At 51.3% G+C, this 20,140-nt stretch carries 14 protein-coding genes; 8 read left to right on the plus strand and 6 right to left on the minus strand.

All coding sequences use genetic code 11. From position 1 onward, the window contains the following. Nucleotides 1-73 precede the first annotated feature (73 nt). Both MJO57_RS03665 and MJO57_RS03670 read right to left on the minus strand, forming a co-directional pair. The gene (locus MJO57_RS03665) at nt 74-1,324 is read right to left on the minus strand and encodes an alpha/beta hydrolase (RefSeq protein ID WP_252023030.1); all 1,251 of its coding nucleotides are present in this window, start codon (nt 1,322-1,324) and stop codon (nt 74-76) included. Nucleotides 1,325-1,443: 119 nt separating this feature from the next. Beyond that, complete coding sequence (locus tag MJO57_RS03670; protein WP_252023040.1) at nt 1,444-2,757, minus strand: carbohydrate porin; 1,314 nt, start codon at nt 2,755-2,757, stop codon at nt 1,444-1,446. A 375-nt stretch (nt 2,758-3,132) separates the two neighbouring features. Between MJO57_RS03670 and MJO57_RS03675 the strand changes: the two genes are divergently transcribed. After that, nucleotides 3,133-4,155, plus strand: coding sequence for a LacI family DNA-binding transcriptional regulator (locus tag MJO57_RS03675; RefSeq protein WP_252023041.1), 1,023 nt, complete (start codon nt 3,133-3,135; stop codon nt 4,153-4,155). Nucleotides 4,156-4,783: 628 nt separating this feature from the next. Here the strand turns inward: MJO57_RS03675 and MJO57_RS03680 are convergent. Next, a complete protein-coding gene (locus MJO57_RS03680; RefSeq protein WP_252023043.1) occupies nt 4,784-5,218 on the minus strand; it encodes a hypothetical protein in 435 nt (144 codons plus the stop codon). A 136-nt stretch (nt 5,219-5,354) separates the two neighbouring features. Here MJO57_RS03680 and malE point away from each other — a divergent pair, with 136 nt between their 5' ends. The 3 genes from malE to malG all read left to right on the plus strand — a co-directional run bounded on the left by malE (nt 5,355) and on the right by malG (nt 9,072). Further along, nucleotides 5,355-6,539 (plus strand): maltose/maltodextrin ABC transporter substrate-binding protein MalE, encoded by a 1,185-nt coding sequence (gene malE / locus MJO57_RS03685; protein ID WP_252023045.1) that lies wholly within the window; start codon nt 5,355-5,357, stop codon nt 6,537-6,539. Between the two features lie 107 nt (nt 6,540-6,646). Continuing rightward, on the plus strand, nt 6,647-8,179 hold the full coding sequence (malF, locus tag MJO57_RS03690; RefSeq protein WP_252023047.1) for a maltose ABC transporter permease MalF: 1,533 nt from the start codon (nt 6,647-6,649) through the stop codon (nt 8,177-8,179). Next, complete coding sequence (malG, locus tag MJO57_RS03695) at nt 8,179-9,072, plus strand: maltose ABC transporter permease MalG (protein WP_252023049.1); 894 nt, start codon at nt 8,179-8,181, stop codon at nt 9,070-9,072. Before malF ends, malG begins: the two co-directional genes overlap by 1 nt. A gap of 114 nt (nt 9,073-9,186) precedes the next feature. Here malG and ltrA read toward each other — a convergent pair whose 3' ends face one another. Further along, nucleotides 9,187-10,449 (minus strand): group II intron reverse transcriptase/maturase, encoded by a 1,263-nt coding sequence (ltrA, locus tag MJO57_RS03700; RefSeq protein WP_252017357.1) that lies wholly within the window; start codon nt 10,447-10,449, stop codon nt 9,187-9,189. 612 nt (nt 10,450-11,061) lie between these two features. Here ltrA and MJO57_RS03705 point away from each other — a divergent pair. From MJO57_RS03705 to MJO57_RS03715, 3 genes are all read left to right on the plus strand, one after another. Beyond that, complete coding sequence (locus MJO57_RS03705) at nt 11,062-12,204, plus strand: ABC transporter ATP-binding protein (protein WP_252023051.1); 1,143 nt, start codon at nt 11,062-11,064, stop codon at nt 12,202-12,204. 353 nt (nt 12,205-12,557) lie between these two features. Next, nucleotides 12,558-14,765 carry a 4-alpha-glucanotransferase gene (gene malQ / locus MJO57_RS03710; protein ID WP_252023053.1) on the plus strand — a complete coding sequence of 736 codons (2,208 nt, stop codon included), beginning with the start codon at nt 12,558-12,560 and terminating at the stop codon, nt 14,763-14,765. 315 nt (nt 14,766-15,080) lie between these two features. Next, nucleotides 15,081-16,145 (plus strand): MalM family protein, encoded by a 1,065-nt coding sequence (locus MJO57_RS03715; RefSeq protein ID WP_252023055.1) that lies wholly within the window; start codon nt 15,081-15,083, stop codon nt 16,143-16,145. 43 nt (nt 16,146-16,188) lie between these two features. On the opposite strand, the gene MJO57_RS03720 is transcribed toward MJO57_RS03715, so the two are convergent. Then, nucleotides 16,189-17,418, minus strand: coding sequence for an LDL receptor domain-containing protein (locus MJO57_RS03720; RefSeq protein ID WP_252023057.1), 1,230 nt, complete (start codon nt 17,416-17,418; stop codon nt 16,189-16,191). Between the two features lie 628 nt (nt 17,419-18,046). Between MJO57_RS03720 and MJO57_RS03725 the strand changes: the two genes are divergently transcribed. Next, a complete protein-coding gene (locus tag MJO57_RS03725; RefSeq protein WP_252017335.1) occupies nt 18,047-19,087 on the plus strand; it encodes an IS1595 family transposase in 1,041 nt (346 codons plus the stop codon). Here the strand turns inward: MJO57_RS03725 and MJO57_RS03730 are convergent. Further along, entirely contained in the window at nt 19,073-20,140 is a 1,068-nt protein-coding gene (locus tag MJO57_RS03730) for an LDL receptor domain-containing protein (protein WP_252023068.1), read from the minus strand. The two genes, MJO57_RS03725 and MJO57_RS03730, sit on opposite strands and share 15 nt — an antisense overlap.

Here is a 20,140-nt window from a genome sequence, read left to right on the forward strand (position 1 = left end):
GTATCCTCGTTGCAGGCAATTTATCGGGAACTTGGGGTAGGCATTCCCACGGAGGACCGTGGGAGGTCACATTTCACTGCGATTGTTTAATCACGGTCTGAAAAATTTCACCAAAGCGTTTTGCCCAGGCGGTTTCATCATGGACGCCATCGGCAATCACCTGGTGTTGCAGTGATATACCGGCGTCGTTCAATGCAGCTACCATGGCGTGGTGACCTTGCAACCACTCATCTGGTCCCCAGGGGCCAACGGTCTCCTGGCCACCCATATCAAGATAGAGGCGGGCATCATTTGCAAAACCGTTTTTCCGGAAATACTCCCGTAACTGTTTGCCGCCGTAGTGGTCACTGGTGGCGTGGGACAGGGCCAGGCCGGTACCAAACACACCGGGGCGATAGCTCATGGCGTAGAGGGTGATATAGCCTCCCATGGATGAACCCATTAACGTACGATCGGCCGGGTTGCTGCTGATGTTGTATTGTTTTTCCAGCCGGGGGATCAGTGTGTCCACGACAAAATCCACCGTTTCATTGCCCCGTGCATGTACTTTGCCGACGGTTGGGTGGGTCCAGTCAAGGCCGCTGTATTCAACATAGCGGGACAGGGCGTCGCTGGGGCTGTCAAAGCCGATGACCACATAATCCTCCCCCAACGCGGTCAGGGTTTCATCCAGCTGCCACTCCATGCCGTAGCCGGCGGTCTGTTTATCAAACAGGTTCTGGCCATCCCAGGCGTAGATGACCGGGTAGGCTTCCTTGCGACTAGCGTCGTGGTTTTCCGGCAGCCAGATGCGAATGGTTCGTTCACCTTTATTTTGCGGGAAAGTGGTGGTGAGGGTTTCCAGTTTGCCAACCAGGGTTGGGCTGCTACCCAGAGAACCGCCTTCAAGATCCGCCCACTTATCAATAGTCAGCATGATGGTTTGCTTCTCTCCAGTGAATTGCACGTTGCGATTCGGGGCATCGTAGCGGTCATTATCAATCTCTACTGAACTCCAGTCGCCACGGGTAAATTTAAATAGATGAATATCGCCCGGTTTGTCAAATGACAGTTCGTGGCTGTAACTACCATTGCCGTTATCTTTCAGAATGACCTCCTTGTGCTGATGACCGCCGGCGTGCCACTGGTTCATGGTGCCTGCCAGATAAACCGGATCACCTTGCGGGTGGTTATCGGGTAATGAGGTAACACACAGCATAACGGACTGGCTGGCTTTGGGCTCAGGGCATAATGATTCGGGCGCAACCGGTGTGGTGGCATTCTGGCAGCCAGAGAGCAGGGAGACCACCAGGGGCAGGGTACACAGTGAGAATTTGTTTTTCATGGGGCATTCACGAAAAGACGGAGCAGCGGCTCCGTCAAATAAACACAATCACAGGAATGGGAATTCAGGACTGCAGCCATTGGCATATGGCTGCAGGTTTTACGCAGAAATTGGGTAAATTAGAACCAGATTTCTGCTTCCACACCAAACTGGAAGGTGTTGCTGTCATTGTCGGAGTCACTACCCCAACCATTCTTATCGGCCCACTCGTTGCTATCATCTCTAGACAGATAGGTTATGAAAGGCTTGATCTGTGGACGACCGAAGTAGTCCGAGTTAACGGTAAAAACAGCGGCAACTTCAGCAGTGTAGAAGTTGATCTTGTTTTCAGACTGATTGTCTTTTCCGTCTTTATCTTTGCCCCAGTAGCTCTTTTCATAACCATAAGAGCCAGTGAATTCCCAACGGAAGTTGTCGTTAACTTTGTAAGTTGGGCGAACGGCCATCAGCAAGCGGTCAACGGTATCACCTTCAGCGGCAGCGTTAGAACCCAGTCCCCAGATTTTGTCACCGTGCAGGTAGACGATTTCAGAACCCATTTGCCAGCGATCATTGATATTCATCACACCGTAAGAAGTGAAGAAGATGCTGGTGCCTTCATCACTGTCAGTGGTGGAAGTGCCACCACTCCACTGTCCAAAGTTGACACCACGGTTAGCCGCCAGGCCCTGACCGTATGCCAGTGCTGTTGTGGTCCAGCCATCCAGTCCGTAATAGTCACGTTTGTAGGTAATTGCTGCACCAACACCATCGGTGGCTTCATTGGCCGCATAGTTGTCGCTGTCACCAGCTGTCATCAGTTTGAGGTCAAAGTTAAAGCTGCCGCCCAGCGCGCTGTGGTTATAACTGTAAAGGTCTAAAGAGTGGATAGTTTTGCCATCAGGCTTTTCATTTCCTGCACCTGGGTCAACAGAGACAACAGCAATACCATTGCCGTTTTGCTCATAACCAAAGCCTACACCAGAAGACTGCTTCCAGAACTCACCAGACAAAAGGGCTTGTTCACGGTTCAAATAACGGCGACCAGCCCAGATTTCTGCATTTTCTGGCAGGTAGCTCATACCACCCAGGCGAATGAATGCTTCCTTGATTTCAAAGTTGCCTTCGTAACTATTATCTTTACCACTGTCTTCACTGCCACTAGAAGAGTAGAAGCTGGAGTCGCCATTACCATACTCCGCACGCACGCCCAGCTGAGACCATACACCATTCTGGAAAGTGGTGTTTTTGCTGACGTTGAATTCAACTTGGTTAGCATTCTTGCCAGTTGTACCTGCTACATTGTAGTCAGGTTTGCCATATTCATTACCGGTAGATGTACCGTTTTCATTCACCCGCCAGCCAGCACGGATATAACCGTTTACCTGCCAGCCATCGGTCAGGATGTCAGTGGGCTTCAGATTCAGAGTTTCAGTGGTGGTTTCACTGGCCATTGCATTGCCGGAAAGCAGTACGGCAGCGATGGCACCAGCCAGTGGCAGAATTCTTGCTTTGGTCACAACCAAATTCCTTCAAGTGTGTTGTTGTGTATTCGCCATCTTGCCTGCTGCAGTCCCCCCTGAAACAAAATAAATCGTCCAGAATCTGTCAGCAGACGTTACAACGTGTTGACGTTTTACAGGCAGTGGGATTTTTTGGCATTTGTGGGGTGAAGAGCAATATGAAAAGGTTTTTAGAAGAAGTTGTTCGTCTATTGATCTGCGTCTTTTGATGAAAACGGCAAACAAAATATATTATCAGCAATCGTTATATCGCGAATAAACGTCAGTTATTTGATAGAGGGATAAATCCCTTTGGGAAGGAATCAAGTGTCTGGGCAATCAACCATTCTCCAGGTGGCAGCACTGGCCGGTTTATCCATTGCAACCGTCAGTCGGGTGCTCAATGGCGGCAAATACGTTTCAGAAAGTACCCGCGAGAAGGTATTGGCAGCAGCGCAAGAGCTGAACTATCAACCCAATTATATGGCCCGGCAGTTGCACGGGCAGGATGCCTTTGTGGTGGGGGTTGTGCTGGGGCTGGACCTGGGCACTATTTCACCCTTTGCCTTAAAGGTGTATGAGGCACTGAAGATTGAGCTGGAGCGGCAGGGGTACCGGGTCAAGCGGGTGAAGTTTTCCCCTGAAGGTGAGCTGATGACGGTGGCCAAAGCCTATATTGGCATTGGCTTGCACCATGATGATCCCCGTTATCAGCAGGTTCAGGCCCAGGAGGCTCCCTATGTGAGTATCGGTGATGTGCGGGAGGATCATTTCTGGGTGGCTTCTAATGATGAACAGGGTGGTTTTCTGGCGACTACGCACCTGCTGGGGAATGGCTGTCGTACTATTTATTATGTGTGTCTGCACAGTGACCATGCGGTTTCGGGCATGCGTTACCAGGGCTATCGCAAGGCGATGCTGGAAGCCGGCCTGATTCCCTCAGAAGCCATAGAAATATCCGTGGATACCGGTCTTCCGGCATTAGACAGTTATCGTCGTATACGCGGTATGCTGGAATCCGGAATCAAGCCCGATGCCTTTGTCGCTTTTTCTGACATTGTTGCCACCGGTATTTCCATGGCACTGGCGGATACCGGTAAGCGGGTACCGGATGATGTCCAGGTGGTGGGTTACGATGGTATCGATGATGATCGCTATCATTCACTGACAACGGTGCGACAGGATATAGAAAGCATTGCCGTTCAGGGAGCCGAGTTGGTGATGGAGGCCATCAAGCAACAGCCGCCCAGAGGTTGCTGGCTGGATATCTTCTTGCGCCGTGGCCAGACCACAAGGGGAATTGACGATGAGCGCTGTGGTGGCGTTGCAATGATTAGTGATAATCCATAGCTAGGAGCCTGTCGGACTTAAGGCTGTCCTACTGCGGTTGCGATAAATTGGTCTAAAAATTCCTGCTTCTTCGTCAAATAGCCCTGCTATTCTCCTCAGAATCAGAAATTTTTATCCTCAATTTCTCGCAATCCTCGCTACGGACGCTTAAGTCCGACAGGCTCCTAGTGCAAAAAGCGCTAATACCCATACAGCCAGCTCCCTCGCTCCAATGCTCTGGAGGGTGTCGCAAAACCCTCAGGACACCTCGTTCCCACGCTTTTAGGCCCTGTGGGTCCCGCGTGGGAATGCATACGGATCTGGCAGCAGGAGAAAGAGCCACTGCCTGGTAGGGTTTTCGGGGGCTCCATGCGAGTATGGTATTTGTGGCGGGATCGGTATGCATTCCCACGCGGAGCATGGGAACGAGATGTCCGGAGTGTCCGGAGTGTCCGGAGGGTTGCACCTCGTTCCCACGGTCCCCCGTGGGAATGCATACCGGGCCTCTGTGGAACAGTGGGTCTCCATTAAACTCTCATGATTCCGGGCATAAATAGATTGTTTTGCATCTGGCAGGCTCCGGTATGCATTCCCACGCAGAGCATGGGAACGAGGGGTCTGGCTGTATGGGTATTATCGCCTTTCTGCACTAGTCCCTGTGTAGGTGTTGCTCTGCTTGCAGCTGAGGTTGGTTGATGTGAACAACGGAGTTGGACTGTAAAGTTACCTCTCTTTCAATGAGGCTCGCCTCCATCCTGTACATCACTTCGGAAGCGAAACAGCAGGTTGCACCACTCAGACCACCTAAAACCGGCTGGCCAAAGTACTGCCCGACCACACAACCGAAACAGCAACCAAGCAGCATGTTGACTTTAGTAGGCAGCAATGGAGGCATATGAAGAACAGGTCGATGACAAACTTCACCGGGATTGGATTGATTATTCATAGATGCAGTATTCATGGATGCAGTAACTGTTTTCCTTAAATTACATAGACATTCGATAATTGTTCGACATTGTTTGATATGAAAAGTTCCTGTGCTGCCCTGTAAACGTTTTTCGATTTTTTTCCACGGCTGATTCATTGATTATAGGGACGATTTGACGGATCTGGCCGGTCGCAGAGTACCTTCGCAGAGTACCCTGCGCTGGCTTGCTAACGAAGTTGAACAGTAGTTAACACTAATAACCCGGGGGATCCGGGGTTGCTGGAGATTGAAGATGATGAAGAAAACGGTTGCCGCAGCGGTTGCTTCCGCACTGGCTATCTCCATGGGGGCAAGCACCGCCATGGCGTTCTCTGATGACGAACTGGTGGTGTGGATCGGAGGAGATAAAGCTTACAACGGTATGGAAACTGTGGGTAAGCGCTTTGAAGAAGATCTGGGTGTCAAGGTGAAGGTTGAGATTCCTGAGAATCTGACCGACCGTTTCCAGCAGGCTGCTGCCACCGGTAAAGGTCCGGACATCGTTCTGTGGGCACACGACCGTTTCGGTGAGTGGGCACAGTCTGGTCTGCTGGCACCGGTCAAGCCATCTGATAAGGTAAAGGCGGATATCGAAGCCAAAGGCTGGCAGGCTACTTCCCATAATGGCAACATCTACGGTTATCCGGTGGCCATGGAAGCGATCAGTCTTATTTACAACAAGGACATCATCAAAACGGCGCCAGCCTCTTTTGAAGAGATGTTTGATCTGAAAAAAGAGCTGGATAAGAAAGATATCACCACTATCATGTGGGACCAGGTTCAGCCTTACTTCACTACGCCGATGCTGGCCTCCAACGGCGGTTACGTATTCAAGGAAGTACCCGGTGGCTACGACGTGGCTGATATCGGCCTGAACAGTGCCGGTGCCATCAAAGGTGGCAAGATGCTGGCCAAAATCATCGATGAGGGCGTGATGCCACGGGGCGTTGACTACGGTGTGATGGAAGCCGGCTTCAACAAGGGTGAAGTGGCCATGATGATCTCCGGTCCATGGGCCTGGGCCAACCTGGAAAAGAGCAAAATCAACTACGGTGTTGCACCACTGCCTTCTATCGACGGTAGCCCATCCCGTGCGTTTGTTGGTGTCTGGGCCGCTGCTCTGAATAACGCTTCGCCAAACCAGGAACTGGCGAAAGAGTTTATTGAGAGCTACGTCCTCACCGAGGAAGGTCTGGCAACCCTGAACAACGACAAGCCGCTCGGTGCTGTTGCTCACAAGGCTTACATGAAGAAGCTGGCTGTGGACCCACGTATTGAAGCCACCTACCAGAACGTGATGAACGGTCTGCTGATGCCTAACGTTCCGGAAATGGGCAAGTTCTGGTCGGCTACCCAGTCTGCCCTGACCAATATCACCACCGGTCAGGAATCCGTTGAAGTAGCGCTGAACGACGCTGTCAAGCTGATTGCCAACTAAAAAATGCAACACGAGGTGTAACGCAGGCTCACATTGACGTGACCCGTTACATCTGCCGGTCGTCATTCAGATGACCGGCTTGAAACCCTCCCGGAGAGAGAAATACCATGACCATACCCGCCAATGTCAGATTATTGTTGTCTGGCAACGGGCCAAAGTGGGCGCTTGTTGCCCTGATTGATCTAGCCCTGCTTTACGTTATTGCCCTGCTGTATTTCCAGGGTGAAATACTTTTCCCATTAACCCTGCTGGTTCTGGGCAGCCTGGGTACATGGATTTTTACCAGCAAGCGCGGTTACAGCTATCGCTACGTGTATCCCTGTTTGCTGGGCATTATCATGTTTATTGTTTTTCCCATGGCGTATACCTTTAGTATTTCGTTTACGAATTACGGTTCTGCCAATATTCTGAGCCTTGAGCGGGTCAAGGAAATTCACCTGAATAAACTGGTAAAAACAGGCGACCATACCTACACGCTGGCTCTTTTTCGTGATGACGATCAGTTTCAACTGCAACTGACTGATAAAAACGACAGTAAAAGTATTTATACCTCCGACACTTTTGTGCTCAATGGTGACCTGACAGAGGTTTCTGCCCGTTCAGGTGCCTACGCAAAGGGTAACAAACTGTCCATGCGGGAGGTGGTGAAGCAGCGTTCGGCCCTGGGTTCTGTGGCCGTTATCCTGGAAGACGATACTCGTCTGGTGATGTCGTCCCTGCGTGAATTTGCGGCGATGGCGCCGCAGTATCGGGAGCAGTCAAACGACTATCTGGTTGATATTAAAAGCGGTGAGATCCTGCGCCCGGATATGACCACGGGGTTTTATTTGACCGAAGCGGGTGAGCAGGTTGCACCCGGTTTCTCTGTGTATATTGGTGGCGAAAATTACTCTCAACTGGTCACAGACAAAGGTATCCGTGAGCCGTTTTTCAAGATTTTTGTCTGGACTGTGGTGTTTTCAGCGGGCAGCGTGCTGTTCTGTCTGGTGATCGGCCTGTTGCTGGCGAACCTGATGCAATGGGAACCACTGAGAGAACGGGGAATTTACCGGGTGCTGCTGATCCTGCCTTATGCCGTGCCGGCGTTTATTTCCATTCTTATTTTCAAGTGCCTGTTTAACCAGAACTTCGGTGAGATCAACATGATCCTGGAAGGGCTGTTTGGCATCAGTCCGGAGTGGATGACCAACCCGGCCTTTGCCAGGGCCATGATTCTGATCGTCAACACCTGGCTTGGCTACCCCTATATGATGATCGTTTGTATGGGACTGCTGAAAGCGATTCCGGAGGATCTGTATGAAGCCTCTGCCATTGACGGTGCCAACCCGGTCCATAACCTGCTCTATATAACACTGCCCAATATTGCCAAACCGCTGGCGCCGATCCTGATTGCCAGTTTTGCCTTTAACTTCAATAACTTCGTACTGATTGACCTGTTGACTGCGGGCGGCCCCATGATGCCGGGCACCACCACTGCAGCAGGCTTCACGGATTTGCTGGTGAACTTCACCTTCCGTACGGCATTCGTCGCAGGACAGGACTTTGGTCTTGCCTCAGCTATTGCCACGATGATCTTCCTGATCGTCGGATTTATCTCCTGGGTTAACCTCAGGGCCACCCGCAGCTCACAGGAGTATTGATGATGGCAATGGTACAACCACGAAACCTGAAATATCGGGTATGGGCGGCGCGGATCGTTATGGTTCTGCTGCTGTGTCTGGTGATGTTTCCGTTTTTGATGATTATTTCGGTCTCTTTTCGCACCGGTAACTTTGCCACGGGGAGTTTGATTCCGGAAAATCCCAGTCTGGAACACTGGGCGATGGTATTGGGATTTGAGTACACCACAGCGGATGGTACAGTGGTTCAGCCAACGTTTCCGGTGCTGACCTGGTTGTGGAACTCCCTGAAAGTCAGCTTTACCACCTCGGCGCTGATCCTGATGCTATCCACAACCGGCGCTTATGCCTTTGCCCGGTTGCGTTTCCGTTTCAAGAACCATCTGCTCACCAGCATGATGATTCTGCAGATGTTCCCGGCAGTATTGGCCCTGGTGGCTTTCCACGCTTTCTTTAACAAATTGGGCAGTGTGGTGCCATGGCTGGGGTTGAATACCCACAGCGCCCTGGTGATGTCCTATCTGGGCGGTATCACCATGCACATCTGGCTGATCAAAGGTTATTTCGAAAGTATTGATGTGGCCCTGGAAGAGTCTGCCTACATCGACGGTGCCAGCCCCTGGCAGGCATTCCGATATATCCTGCTGCCTCTGTCTGTGCCTATTCTGGCGGTTGTTTTTGTACTGTCGTTTATCGGTGTAATTGGTGAGTACCCGATTGCATCTGTGCTGCTCCAGGGCGTTGAACAGCTGACCCTGGCCGTTGGGATGAAACAGTTCCTTTATGCCCAGAACTACCTCTGGGGTGATTTTGCCGCTGCCGCCATTTTGACCGGTATGCCCATTACTGTCGTCTTCCTGATGGCCCAGCGTTATCTGGTCAACGGTTTGACGGCCGGTGGTGTGAAAGGTTAACGGATATACCGTTTACCAGAGAAAGGTTTACAAGATAAACGCTTAATCGGGTAAGGGCCGGTCTTTCTCCAGCCCTCCCCACAGCACCCGGCATGCGGGTCCGCACCGGGCGGTTCAACGATGATGGTGAAACCTGATCCATAAGTCTTTCAATGAAACAAGCCCAATTTTCGCGAGGTAACTGTTATTCAGTGCCTGTTGTACCGCATAGGTTTTACTCAGACGGTAATACCCTTTGCTGCTGGCTGCGATCTTGGCGGCGTTAATTTTATCAACGCCTAACCTGACCAGATTCTTAAAACGGGTTTTCGGCTTGCGCCATTGCTTCAGAAAGCAGCAACGGATTCGCCGACGTATCCATTGATCCAGCAGGGGAATTGGTCGGTGATATTCCGATAACCGGAAATACCCCATCCAACCCCGGATATATTGTGCCAATTTGCGTAACCGATGTTGCATTGAGACACCCCAGCGACGACTGGTCAACTTGAGTATCCGGTATTTGAATCGGTCCAGACACTTCTGGGCCCAGCGAACTTTCTTCCCTGTGAAGGTGAAACTCAGGAATTCGCTTTCTGTTGCTTTCACAACTTTACTTTTCCGGGAGTTAATCTTCAGTTTCAATTTGCGTTCAATGAATTGGGTAATGCTGTGCATCACCCGATCCCCTGCACGCTGACTTTTGACGAGAATCACAAAATCATCACAGTATCTTGCAAAGCAATGACCCCGATATTCAAGCTCCTTGTCGAGTTCGTCGAGGACCACATTAGACAGCAAGGGTGATAAAGGCCCACCCTGTGGCATGCCAACCCTGGTCGGGTAGACATTGCCCTCAATCATGACACCGGAGCGCAGGTAGCTACCAATCAGTTTCAGAAGGCGTTTGTCGCGGACCTTACGGGAGACCCTCGACATCAAAACGTCGTGATTAACCGTATCAAAGAATTTACTCAGATCAACGTCAACAGCGTAATGAAGCCCCCGGTTGATCAACTGCTTAACCTGACGGACTCCGTCGTGTGCTGACCGTCCCGGTCGGTAGCCGAAGCTGTTTGGAGAGAAACCCGGATCAAAGACAGGGGTCAGCACCTGCACAATGGCCTGCTGTATGACCCTATCCATCACGGTAGGGATTCCCAGCAAACGCTCACCGCCGTCCGGCTTTTCTATAACATGTCGGCGCACGGGTGATGGCTGGTAGGTTCCGTCCAATAAGGCTTGACGCACTGAAGGCCAATGCTGTTTGGCAAAGTCTGGATAAGCTTCAATAGTGACTCCATCAATACCCGGAGCACCCTTGTTGCTTTTGACCTGTTTCCATGCACTTGCCAGATTAGCCGGTTCAAGTACGCAATTTAGTAGATCATGGTTCAAAGCTGGTTAAAGATTCTGTCGCCAAGTACGGTGAGTCGCCGGACGGCTGCATCGCCTTGAGGGAATCAGTCTCCTCTTTGTCGTCGATGTTCGGCCCTTCGCTAACGACTTCCCATCCGTTAATGGCTTCTGTCGTACAGCTACTATGGCCTCTGCTGACTTCTGTCCAATCACCACGCGGAGTTACCTCTGCTGGCGCTATTGGTTGCCATCGGGTTTGCTCGAACAGGATGATGAGACCTGTTCGCCGAGCCTGTTGTAACCAGTGGCTGAGAACTGGGAATTACCAATCGCATGTTGAACAGATCTCCCCGGATAAGGACATGAACTTTCAGTGCACAACCGCCGCATTTACCGTGTCTCACGAACCATAGGGCTTTGTGATCCTTGGCTCACTCGCCCAGAGACTCAGCCTTATATGCGATTTCTGTACGTCGGCTCGCACCTTTGCACTCAGACTGCCTCCGCACAGCCCCTCGCGGGACTGCACTTGCCTTAAGCTAGTGGTTGTCATCAGCAGGCGTCTTTACCGCCAGTCAGATGTAGGTTCTCCCACAGGGGACTTTCACCCCATCAGTTCATGCCCATGCCGGGCGTACCAAGAGAGAGACAATGGCTGAAGTAAAGCTGACTCAACTGGATAAAAGTTACGATGATGGCAAGACATTTGTTCTGAAGAACATCAACCTGCACATTAAGGATGGCGAGTTTGTGGCTTTTGTCGGGCCTTCCGGTTGTGGTAAGTCCACGTTGCTGCGGATGATCTGTGGCCTGGAAGATATTACCGACGGTTTGCTGGAACTGGACGGTGAGCGTTCCAACGATATGCCCCCCAATGAGCGTCGTGTGGGGATGGTGTTCCAGTCTTATGCGCTCTATCCACACATGACGGTGCGGGAAAATATGGAGTTTGGCCTGAAGCTGGCGAAAGCGGACAAGGCCGAGATCAACCGTCGGGTGGATGAAGCCGCCAGAATTTTGCAGCTGGAAAAACTGCTGGATCGTAAACCCAAGGCGATGTCCGGTGGTCAGCGTCAGCGGGTGGCTATTGGCCGTTCCATTGTGCAGGAACCAAGGCTGTTTCTGTTTGATGAACCGCTGTCTAACCTGGATGTATCCCTGCGGGTACAGATGCGCCAGGAGTTGTCCCGTCTTCACCATAAACTGAAGACCACGGCCATCTATGTAACCCACGACCAGGTAGAGGCCATGACCCTGGCCGATCGTATCGTGGTGCTGAGCCCACTGGCCGACGGTGCAAAAAGTAATCTGGAACAGGTGGGTGCACCACTGGCGCTGTATCACAACCCGTGCAATCTGTTTGTGGCCAGTTTTATCGGCTCACCGAAGATGAACTTCTTCCGCGCCACGATTGAGGAACGAGGTAAGAGTGTGTCGCGGGTCAAGCTGGAGTGTGGCACTGAGCTGCGTGTTTGCAACGACACCCTCAGGGCAAAACCCGGCGATAAGGTAACCCTGGGTATTCGGCCGCAGGACGTGCTGAATCATGAAGAGGCTGATGGGGCAGAAAACTGCATTACCGGCACGATCGAGACCATTGAGCGTCTGGGTAATGAGTCATTTATCTACCTGAACCATCCGGATATTCACGAGGCGTTTATCGCCCGGGTAGAGGACTCCCTGCGTCGTGATTGCGGTGCAGAATTCCATGTGGGGGTCCCGGCTGAAAACTGTCATCTGTTTGATGCCCATGGTGTGGCGTTTTCGCGGACCAAGTCACCAACATTTGACTGATATTGTTGATGACTTATTCCCACGGATAAGAGGGTGTTGCGAAACCCTCGTTCCCACGCTACGAGGCTGTCGCAAAACCCTCGTTCCCACGCTCCGCGTGGGAATGCATACGGATCTGGCAGCATGAGAAAGAGCTACTGCCTGGCAGGGTTTTCGAGGGCTTCATGCGAGTATGGTATTTGTGGCGGGATCGGTATGCATTCCCACGCAGAGCGTGGGAACGAGATGTCCGGAGTGTTCGGAGGGTTTTGTGACAACCTCAGAACCGTGGTAATAAGAGACGCTTTATCCGACCTAACTTGTGCAATTGCCGGCAACCTGATGGGTTGCCGGCCGACTTTTGAAGAAACACAATGCTTGATCACCAATTAATTGACCACCTGGGTGACCTGTGTGGCATGGCCAGCGGCTATCAGGACTGGGATGGTACTCCGGTAGCGATCGACACTGAGAACAAAATTCCACTGCTGGCTGCTATGGGCTATGACGTTAGCAGTAATGCTGCGTTGCAACGGGCAATCACCGCTGAGCAGCTGAACCTGTGGCAGTCTCCCTTATCGCCGGTGATTGTTGTACATCAGGGGCAAGGCTTCTCCTTTGTTCTGCGCTGTTCTAAAGGTAAACGGCCATCATCTGTTGATTTGAACATTACGCTGGAAAACGGCGATCAGGTTATCCATCATGCTGACCTGTCGACGGCTATTGTGACCGAAACCGTGAAGCTTGAGCGCAAAGAGTATATCGCCCTTGAGGTTTCAGTACCGGAATACCTGCCGCTGGGTTATCACAACCTGGCCGTTCAGGGTAAAGGGCTGACCGCAGAAGCCGGATTGATTGTGGTACCGGAAGTCTGCTATGAACCGGAAGCCATGAAGCAGGGCGCTAAAATCTGGGGTTCCGGTATTCAGTTATACACGGTCCGCTCTGAGCGTAACTGGGGGATGGGAGACCTGACCGATCTGGGTGATCTGGCTGCGGGTATGGGGGGGCAGGGGGCTGATTTTGTTGGCCTGAACCCGGTGCATGCATTGTATCCATCCAACCCATTGCACTGCTCGCCTTACAGTCCATCGACCCGCCTGTTTGATAATGTGCTGTACATTGATCCTGAGCAGGTAGCGGAGTACGCAGACAGTGCAGCAGCCCGGGAGATGGTGGCGCAACACCGGGGGTTGATTGATCAATTGCGCAGTACCGACTTTGTTGAATACGACAAGGTTGCACCGTTGAAAATGTCGGTACTGGAACTGTTGTTTAATGAGTTTGCCGAACAACATCTGGGTAAGGGAACCGACCGGGATCTGGCGTACACGGCTTTCTGCCAGTCCAGGGGTGAGCGATTGGATCAGTTTGCCCTGTTTGAAACACTGTTTGAGCATTTCAGGAAAAGTGATATTAACAGCTGGGGCTGGCGCTGCTGGCCAGAGGCTTACCAGACGCCGGACAGTGATGAGGTCAAGGCCTTTGCCAAAGCGCATCAGGCACGGATTACGTTCTTCAAATACCTGCAGTGGTTGATGGATGAGCAGCTGCACGCGGCTCATATAAAAGCCAAAGATGCCGGTATGTTGGTCGGCCTCTACCGTGACCTTGCAGTGGGTGTAGACAGCAACGGTGCAGATGTCTGGGCGGATCGGAATTTATTTGTTCTCGAAGCCAGCACTGGTGCTCCACCGGATGGTCTGGGGCCGATGGGGCAGGACTGGGGGTTGCCCCCGTTCAACCCGGTGGTATTGAAAGAAGAGCGTTACCAGCCTTTTGTTGAGCTGATCCGCAACAATATGCGTAACTGCGGTGCGTTGCGTATTGACCATGCCATGGGGCTGTTCCGCCTCTGGTGGTGTCCGAATAGCAGTACGGAAAACAGCGATGAGAGAAAAGGCGCCCGTTACGGCTGCTACGTTCACTACCCGCTGCAGGATTTGCTGGGCATTATCAAGCTGGAAAGTCATCGCCAGCAGTGCCTGGTGTTTGGTGAAGACCTGGGGGTGGTGCCACAGGAGATCACTGACAGTTTGCCACCGGCAAGAATGTACGGCAGTGTGATGGGTATTTTCCAACAGAATGAGGATCGTTATACGTCACCCGATGAGTATCGTGAAAAAGCCCTGGCGATGCTGGTATGCCATGACACACCAACCCTGAAAGGCTGGTGGGATGGCAGAGATATCGACCTGATGGAATCCCTGGGCTTTTATTCTGAACAGCGGGCCGCTGCTGACCACGATGCCCGTGAACAGGCCCGCAAGGCGGTTCTGAACACACTGGCGGAGTTGGGGGAATTTCCGCAAGGCGTTGACCTGCAGGGAAATACTGCACCGGCATTCAGTCGTCAAATCATGGAGAAATTCAGCTATTACCTGGCCCTGTCGGCTTCGCAGATAGCGGCTTTCCAGCTGGAAGATGTGATGATGATTGATTCTCCGGTTAACGTACCGGGCACCAGTAGTGAATACCCAAACTGGCGTCGTCGTCTACCTAAGAGTATTGGTGAAATGCTTGCCAGCAAAGAGAACCAGCAGTTCTTTGCCAACCTGGGTGGCTGCCGGAAGGCGAAGTAGCGTCTGGCTCCTGATCCTTGCCTCCTTACCATTGCTATCCTGTTTGTCGGCTTCCTGAAGGAGTCGACAACAGGCCCTACTGATATAGGAATTGTCCCTGAATTATCTCCCTATTTCCGTTCACCCTGAGTTTGTCGAAGGGTGGTGCCAGCGGACTTCGACAAGCTCAGTCCGAACGAAGCCCGGGACTGAAAACAGGGAAGTTATTTCAGGACAATTCCATATATCAAAAATCTCTGAATCTGTAATCGTTTTCAGGCTCGCCCTCTGATTAATACCGATACAATGCAGGCCCTGGCCAATTGATTTTACCCATTGAGTGATCGGATGAAAAAAATAGCGCTGTGCCTGGCTCTAGGCTTACTGGCTGGCTGTGCAACCAATGATTCGGTGACAGCCCCGGCAACTAAAGAGCCTGTGGCTGCTTACTACTCTTTAGAGACCCTGAACTATCAACCCCTGCAGATATACGACGAAGCTATTGAACAGACAATCAGGCTGACGGATCAATCGGCAACGCTGAAAACTGCTAACAGTGATTCTGTTGTTACAGGCTGGAAGCTCCCCGGATATGGCGCCTACCGGTTCAAAATCAGAAGTCAGATTAAACGTGGGAAATTTGGCCGGGAAGCTTCGGCGTTTATGCCGCAGGTGCAGCTGCTGGATAAGAACTACCAGCTGGTTAAAACCCTGCCAGCCACCGCTTTGCATTATCAGAAGCCGGGCCTGCTCGGACAAGAATATTTTTATCACAGTTTTGTGGTGGATAATCGCGACCCGCTACTGCCCCCTGTCGAATACATTGTCGTTAATATGAGTGACGATGGGCGCAGCCATAGGATTCCGGTTCTCGATATGGAAAAGGAGTATGCCAAGGTCCGTGGTACTTTGCCTCCGGCTACCAACGATGTAGTGGCGACGGCCAGTGATCAGGGCGTGATTACCCTGGAAGCCATGGCACTGACTGCTGCCTACAGTGGCAGTGCTGCGCCAGAGCCTGCTTATACACCGCCGGTTTCTACAGGAAGTGAGGCCGTGGAGGCTGACCGGTTTGATACCATCGCTTTAGGCAAAGAGTATCGTGAGACCGTCCTTCAGTTACTGGACGATGGCAAGGTTCAGGAGGCTTTGGTTTTGCGGGAAAGTGCCAGCCAGATGTATGCTGATCTGCAGGCGGCGTTTGCTGCGCTTTATAAGCGTGAATCCGTGGATCATGACATTGACAGCATCGCTTCCGGCTCGCAGGAAATCGACCAACGACTATCACAGGCTTATCAGCAGCAGCTTATGGCGCATTTGCAACAAGGTGAAACCCGGGCGGCTCTGGGCGTGATTGATCAGTCAAGAGCACTGCTCAGTCATATCGATGCGCTGTTCTGAAAGGGTTACTATTGATTGTTCAGGGTAATGAATGATTGAGTCATCATACGTTCTGGAGTGCCACGGCACTTTCAGCACTTCTAGCACTTCCGGAACGAGTCTGCAGTTCCATTGCGGCTTCCGGTTGATGATGAGACTGCCGGAATTGCAACGGGTGCCTGAGTGCGTTCAATAATAAAGGTGTTGCTGGTGCATTCGGATTTCCCTGCCGGAGGGTTTTGTAGCTTTTATAGGTGCAAACTCCATAGGCAGCGGCTGCACCTGCTGCCAAAACACTGGGTAATGCAAGCCAGGCATAAGGGGAGGGTTCGGCTGGTACTTCAAGATCAGTATTGGTAGCATAGGTTACAGGGCTGGTTGAAGAGCTGGTGACAGGGCTGGTGACAGGGCTGGTGGTGATAGTGCTGGTTGCAGGGCTGGTGACAGAGTTGCATAAAACCGCTCGCTCATCCGAGCGGTCAAAACAGTCATCATACCCATTGCACAGCCCTTTGGGGTCAATGCATTGGTTGTTGTCACAGTGGAAATCACGCCCTAGCTCTGTACATTTGTCCTGTGTGCATCTCTGCTCATCCGAGCTATCACTGCAATCATTTTCCCCATCGCACTGCCATACTGGGTCAATACATTCCTTGTTGTCACAGATAAACCGCCCTAACTCTGCACATTTGTCCTGTGTGCATCCCTGCTCATCCGAGTTATCACCACAATTATCATACCCGTTGCACTGCAAACCGGGTTTAATACATTCCTTGTTGTCACAGGAAAAAAAATCGGGGCTTTCACATTCTTCCTGTGTGCACCCTTGCTCATCCGATGCATCATCACAATCATCTTCTCCATCGCATTGCCACCCTGGGGCAATACATTCGCCATTGTTACATTGGAATTGCCCGGAAGCGCACGCCACCGTCGACTGTTGCTGGTTATACAATACCGCCAATCCGAGCAGTGTTTCTTTAAGACCCGGCACTACAGAACCAATATAGGGTGAATTCATCACCTGGCTGAAAGCAAAACCTGCTGCACTGTGCACAAGCCTCCCACCGGCCTGCAAGGCATCACCGGCAAGTTGTCTTACCCTATAGCAAGAGATCGCTTTGTGTTCGGGCTTTTGAATGGACTCACGACGACATCTGGCGCAAGCCTGACAAACAGCGATACCTGTTCGATTTGAAGTTTTCGCAGAGCCTGAAGCCCCGGACTGTGAGGGGGTAGCGTTCGGCACGGTAGAAGTTGCAACGAGCATTCGGAAACCTTTTGGAAATTTCATATCAATTCATACCAGTATGCTCGTGGCCCGGCACATCGAAGCATAACCGGTCCCTCGATTGAAAAAGCAGTATAGGTGCTTTTATTCAGGTTGCCGGTTTCATCCTGATTCAGGAACAAATGAATAACTGCTTTTTTGCAGGAGAATATGATGATTGATTTGAGCCATCATACGTTCTGGAGTGCCACCGCCCTTCTAGCACTCCCGGAACGAGTCTTCAGCTCCATTGCTGCTTCCGGTTGATGATGAGACTGTCGGAATCGCAACGGGTGCCTGAGTGCGTTCAATAATAAAGGTGTTGTTGGTGAGCCCGGATTTTCCCGCCGAAGGGCCTGGTAGCTTTTATAGGTGCAAAGTCCATAGGCAGCGGCACCTGCTGCCAACACAGCGGGTAAAGCATACATGAGATAAGGGGAGGTTTCGGCCGGGGCTTCAGGTTCCGTATCGATAGCATTGGTGCCAGAGCTGTTTGAGGAGCTGGTGACAGGACCGTTAGGAGCGCTGGTGACAGCGCTGCATAAAACCGCTTGCTCATCCGAGCCATCAGTACAGTCCGGATCTCGGCTAAGTTACCGTTAATGGTTGAATCAGCTAAACTCCCATAAAATCTACGTTGTAGGGGAGTGATATGCAATCTGAACTCTTCCAGAATTTTATTGATTCCATTTCAACATTAACCAGTGAACAGCGAGACATTCTTAACAACTCGCTCCTTAGTACTCAAATAGAGGTTACCGAGGTAGTAGAAACCACTGACTCTGAACCTGTTTACAGTGAATCTATACCCAATAACGATAATGCAACACCTGACGTAGAAAAGAGCATACTTGCCCAATTTGCCGAAAACCCCAGGTGCCCCAAATGCAAAAGCCATAGCGTTGGTCGCTGGGGCATACGAAATGGCCGACAGCGCTACCACTGCAAGACTTGCGACTCAACGTTTAACGCCTTTAGTGGAACGCCTTTGGCAAGGCTCAGGCACCCTGAAAAATGGAACAAGTACCTCGCAGGTATGACTCACTCTATGGTCTTGCGACCAGCTGCTGCTGAGAATGCCATTGACTTGAAAACTGCGTTCCGCTGGCGTCACCGCTTTCTTGAAGTGATTAATAATGATCAAGCAGAAGAGCTTTGTGGCATTACTGAGCTTGATGAAACATTTTTCCGTGAATCCTTCAAAGGGCAAAGAGAAGGCCTTCCACGGCCAACCCGAAAGCGGGGTAATGATCCCAACAAAGCCCGAAAAGTCCCGGTAATGGTGGCTCGGGACCGTAATCGAAATACCGTTGACGGTGTATTAGAAAACGAAAGTGCTAATGAATTGTGCAGGCATTTAAATGGCCGCATATCGATACAGGCCACGGTCTGTGCGGATGCACACCTCGCTCACGAAAAACTTGCTGACAAGCTTGGATTTGTCTTCAAGGAGCTGGTGACATCAGCAGGTCAACATGTTGTTGAAGGCATCTACCACATCCAGACTGTAAATTCTTATCACAGTCATTTAAAACGCTGGATTGGCGGCGTATTCCAAGGGGTTGCAACTCGTTACCTTCCCCATTATCTGGCCTGGAGGCGAGAACTGACGGCAGCAAAAAAATTAACTGTTGGCCGGTTGATCAGCAGAATTACTGAACATTGGTGCTTCCAACCATTAACGGTAACTTAGCCCCGGATCTCCATCACACTGCAAGTCGGGCTCAATGCAGGTGCTGTTGTCGCAGAGCAAACCACGACCTAGCTCTGCACATTTATCCTGTGTGCATCCCTGCTCATCCAAGCGATCAATGCAGTCTGAATCGCCATCGCACTGCCAATCGGGATCAATACAGGCGCTGCCGTCGCAGAGGAAACCACGTCCTAACTCTTCACATTTTTCCTGTGTGCATCCTTGCTCATCCGAGCGATCAATACAGTCTAGAATTCCATCGCACAGCCAATCGGGCTTAATACATTTGCTGGTGTCGCAGAGAAATTGGCCGGAAGCGCAGGTTGCGGGACTGGTTGCAGGGTTTGTTGTAGGGTTTGTTGCAGGACTGGTTATAGGGTTGGTTATAGGGCTGGTTGTAGGGCTGGTTGTAGGATTGGTTGTGGGGCCGCATAAATCCTCCCTCTCATCCGAGTTATCACCACAATCATTATTAAACCCATCACAGACGTCTTCATAATCAAGACATTTGCCGTTATTGCAGATAAACCGTCCTAACTCTGTACATTTTTCCTGTGTGCAACCTTGTTCGTCCGATTGATCATCACAATCTTCTGGCTCACCGCAACAATCATATAACCCATCGCACTGGTCATTTCGTGAAAGGCATCTGCCATTGTTGCATGGGAATTCGTTAGAAGGGCACGCCGCCGCTGATTGCTGCTGATTATACAATACCGCCAATCCAAGCAGTGTTTCTTTAAGCCCCGGCGCTACGGCGCCAATATAGGGTGAGCTCATTACCTGGCTGAAGGCAAAATGTACTGCACTGCGCACCAGTTTCCTTCCGGTCTGCAAGGCATCACCGGCCAGTTGCCTTACCCTGTAGTCAGAAATCGCTTTGTGTTCAGGCTTTTGAACGGAATCATGATGGCATCTGGCGTGGGCCTGACAAACAGCGATACCGGTTTCATTTGACGTTTTCGCAGAGTTTGAAGCCCCGGACTGGAAGGGGGAAGCATTTGGCACGGCATACGTTGTAACGAGCATCGGGAAACCTTTTGGATATATCAT

The organism is Endozoicomonas sp. SCSIO W0465 (genome assembly GCF_023716865.1).
GTDB lineage: Bacteria > Pseudomonadota > Gammaproteobacteria > Pseudomonadales > Endozoicomonadaceae > Endozoicomonas.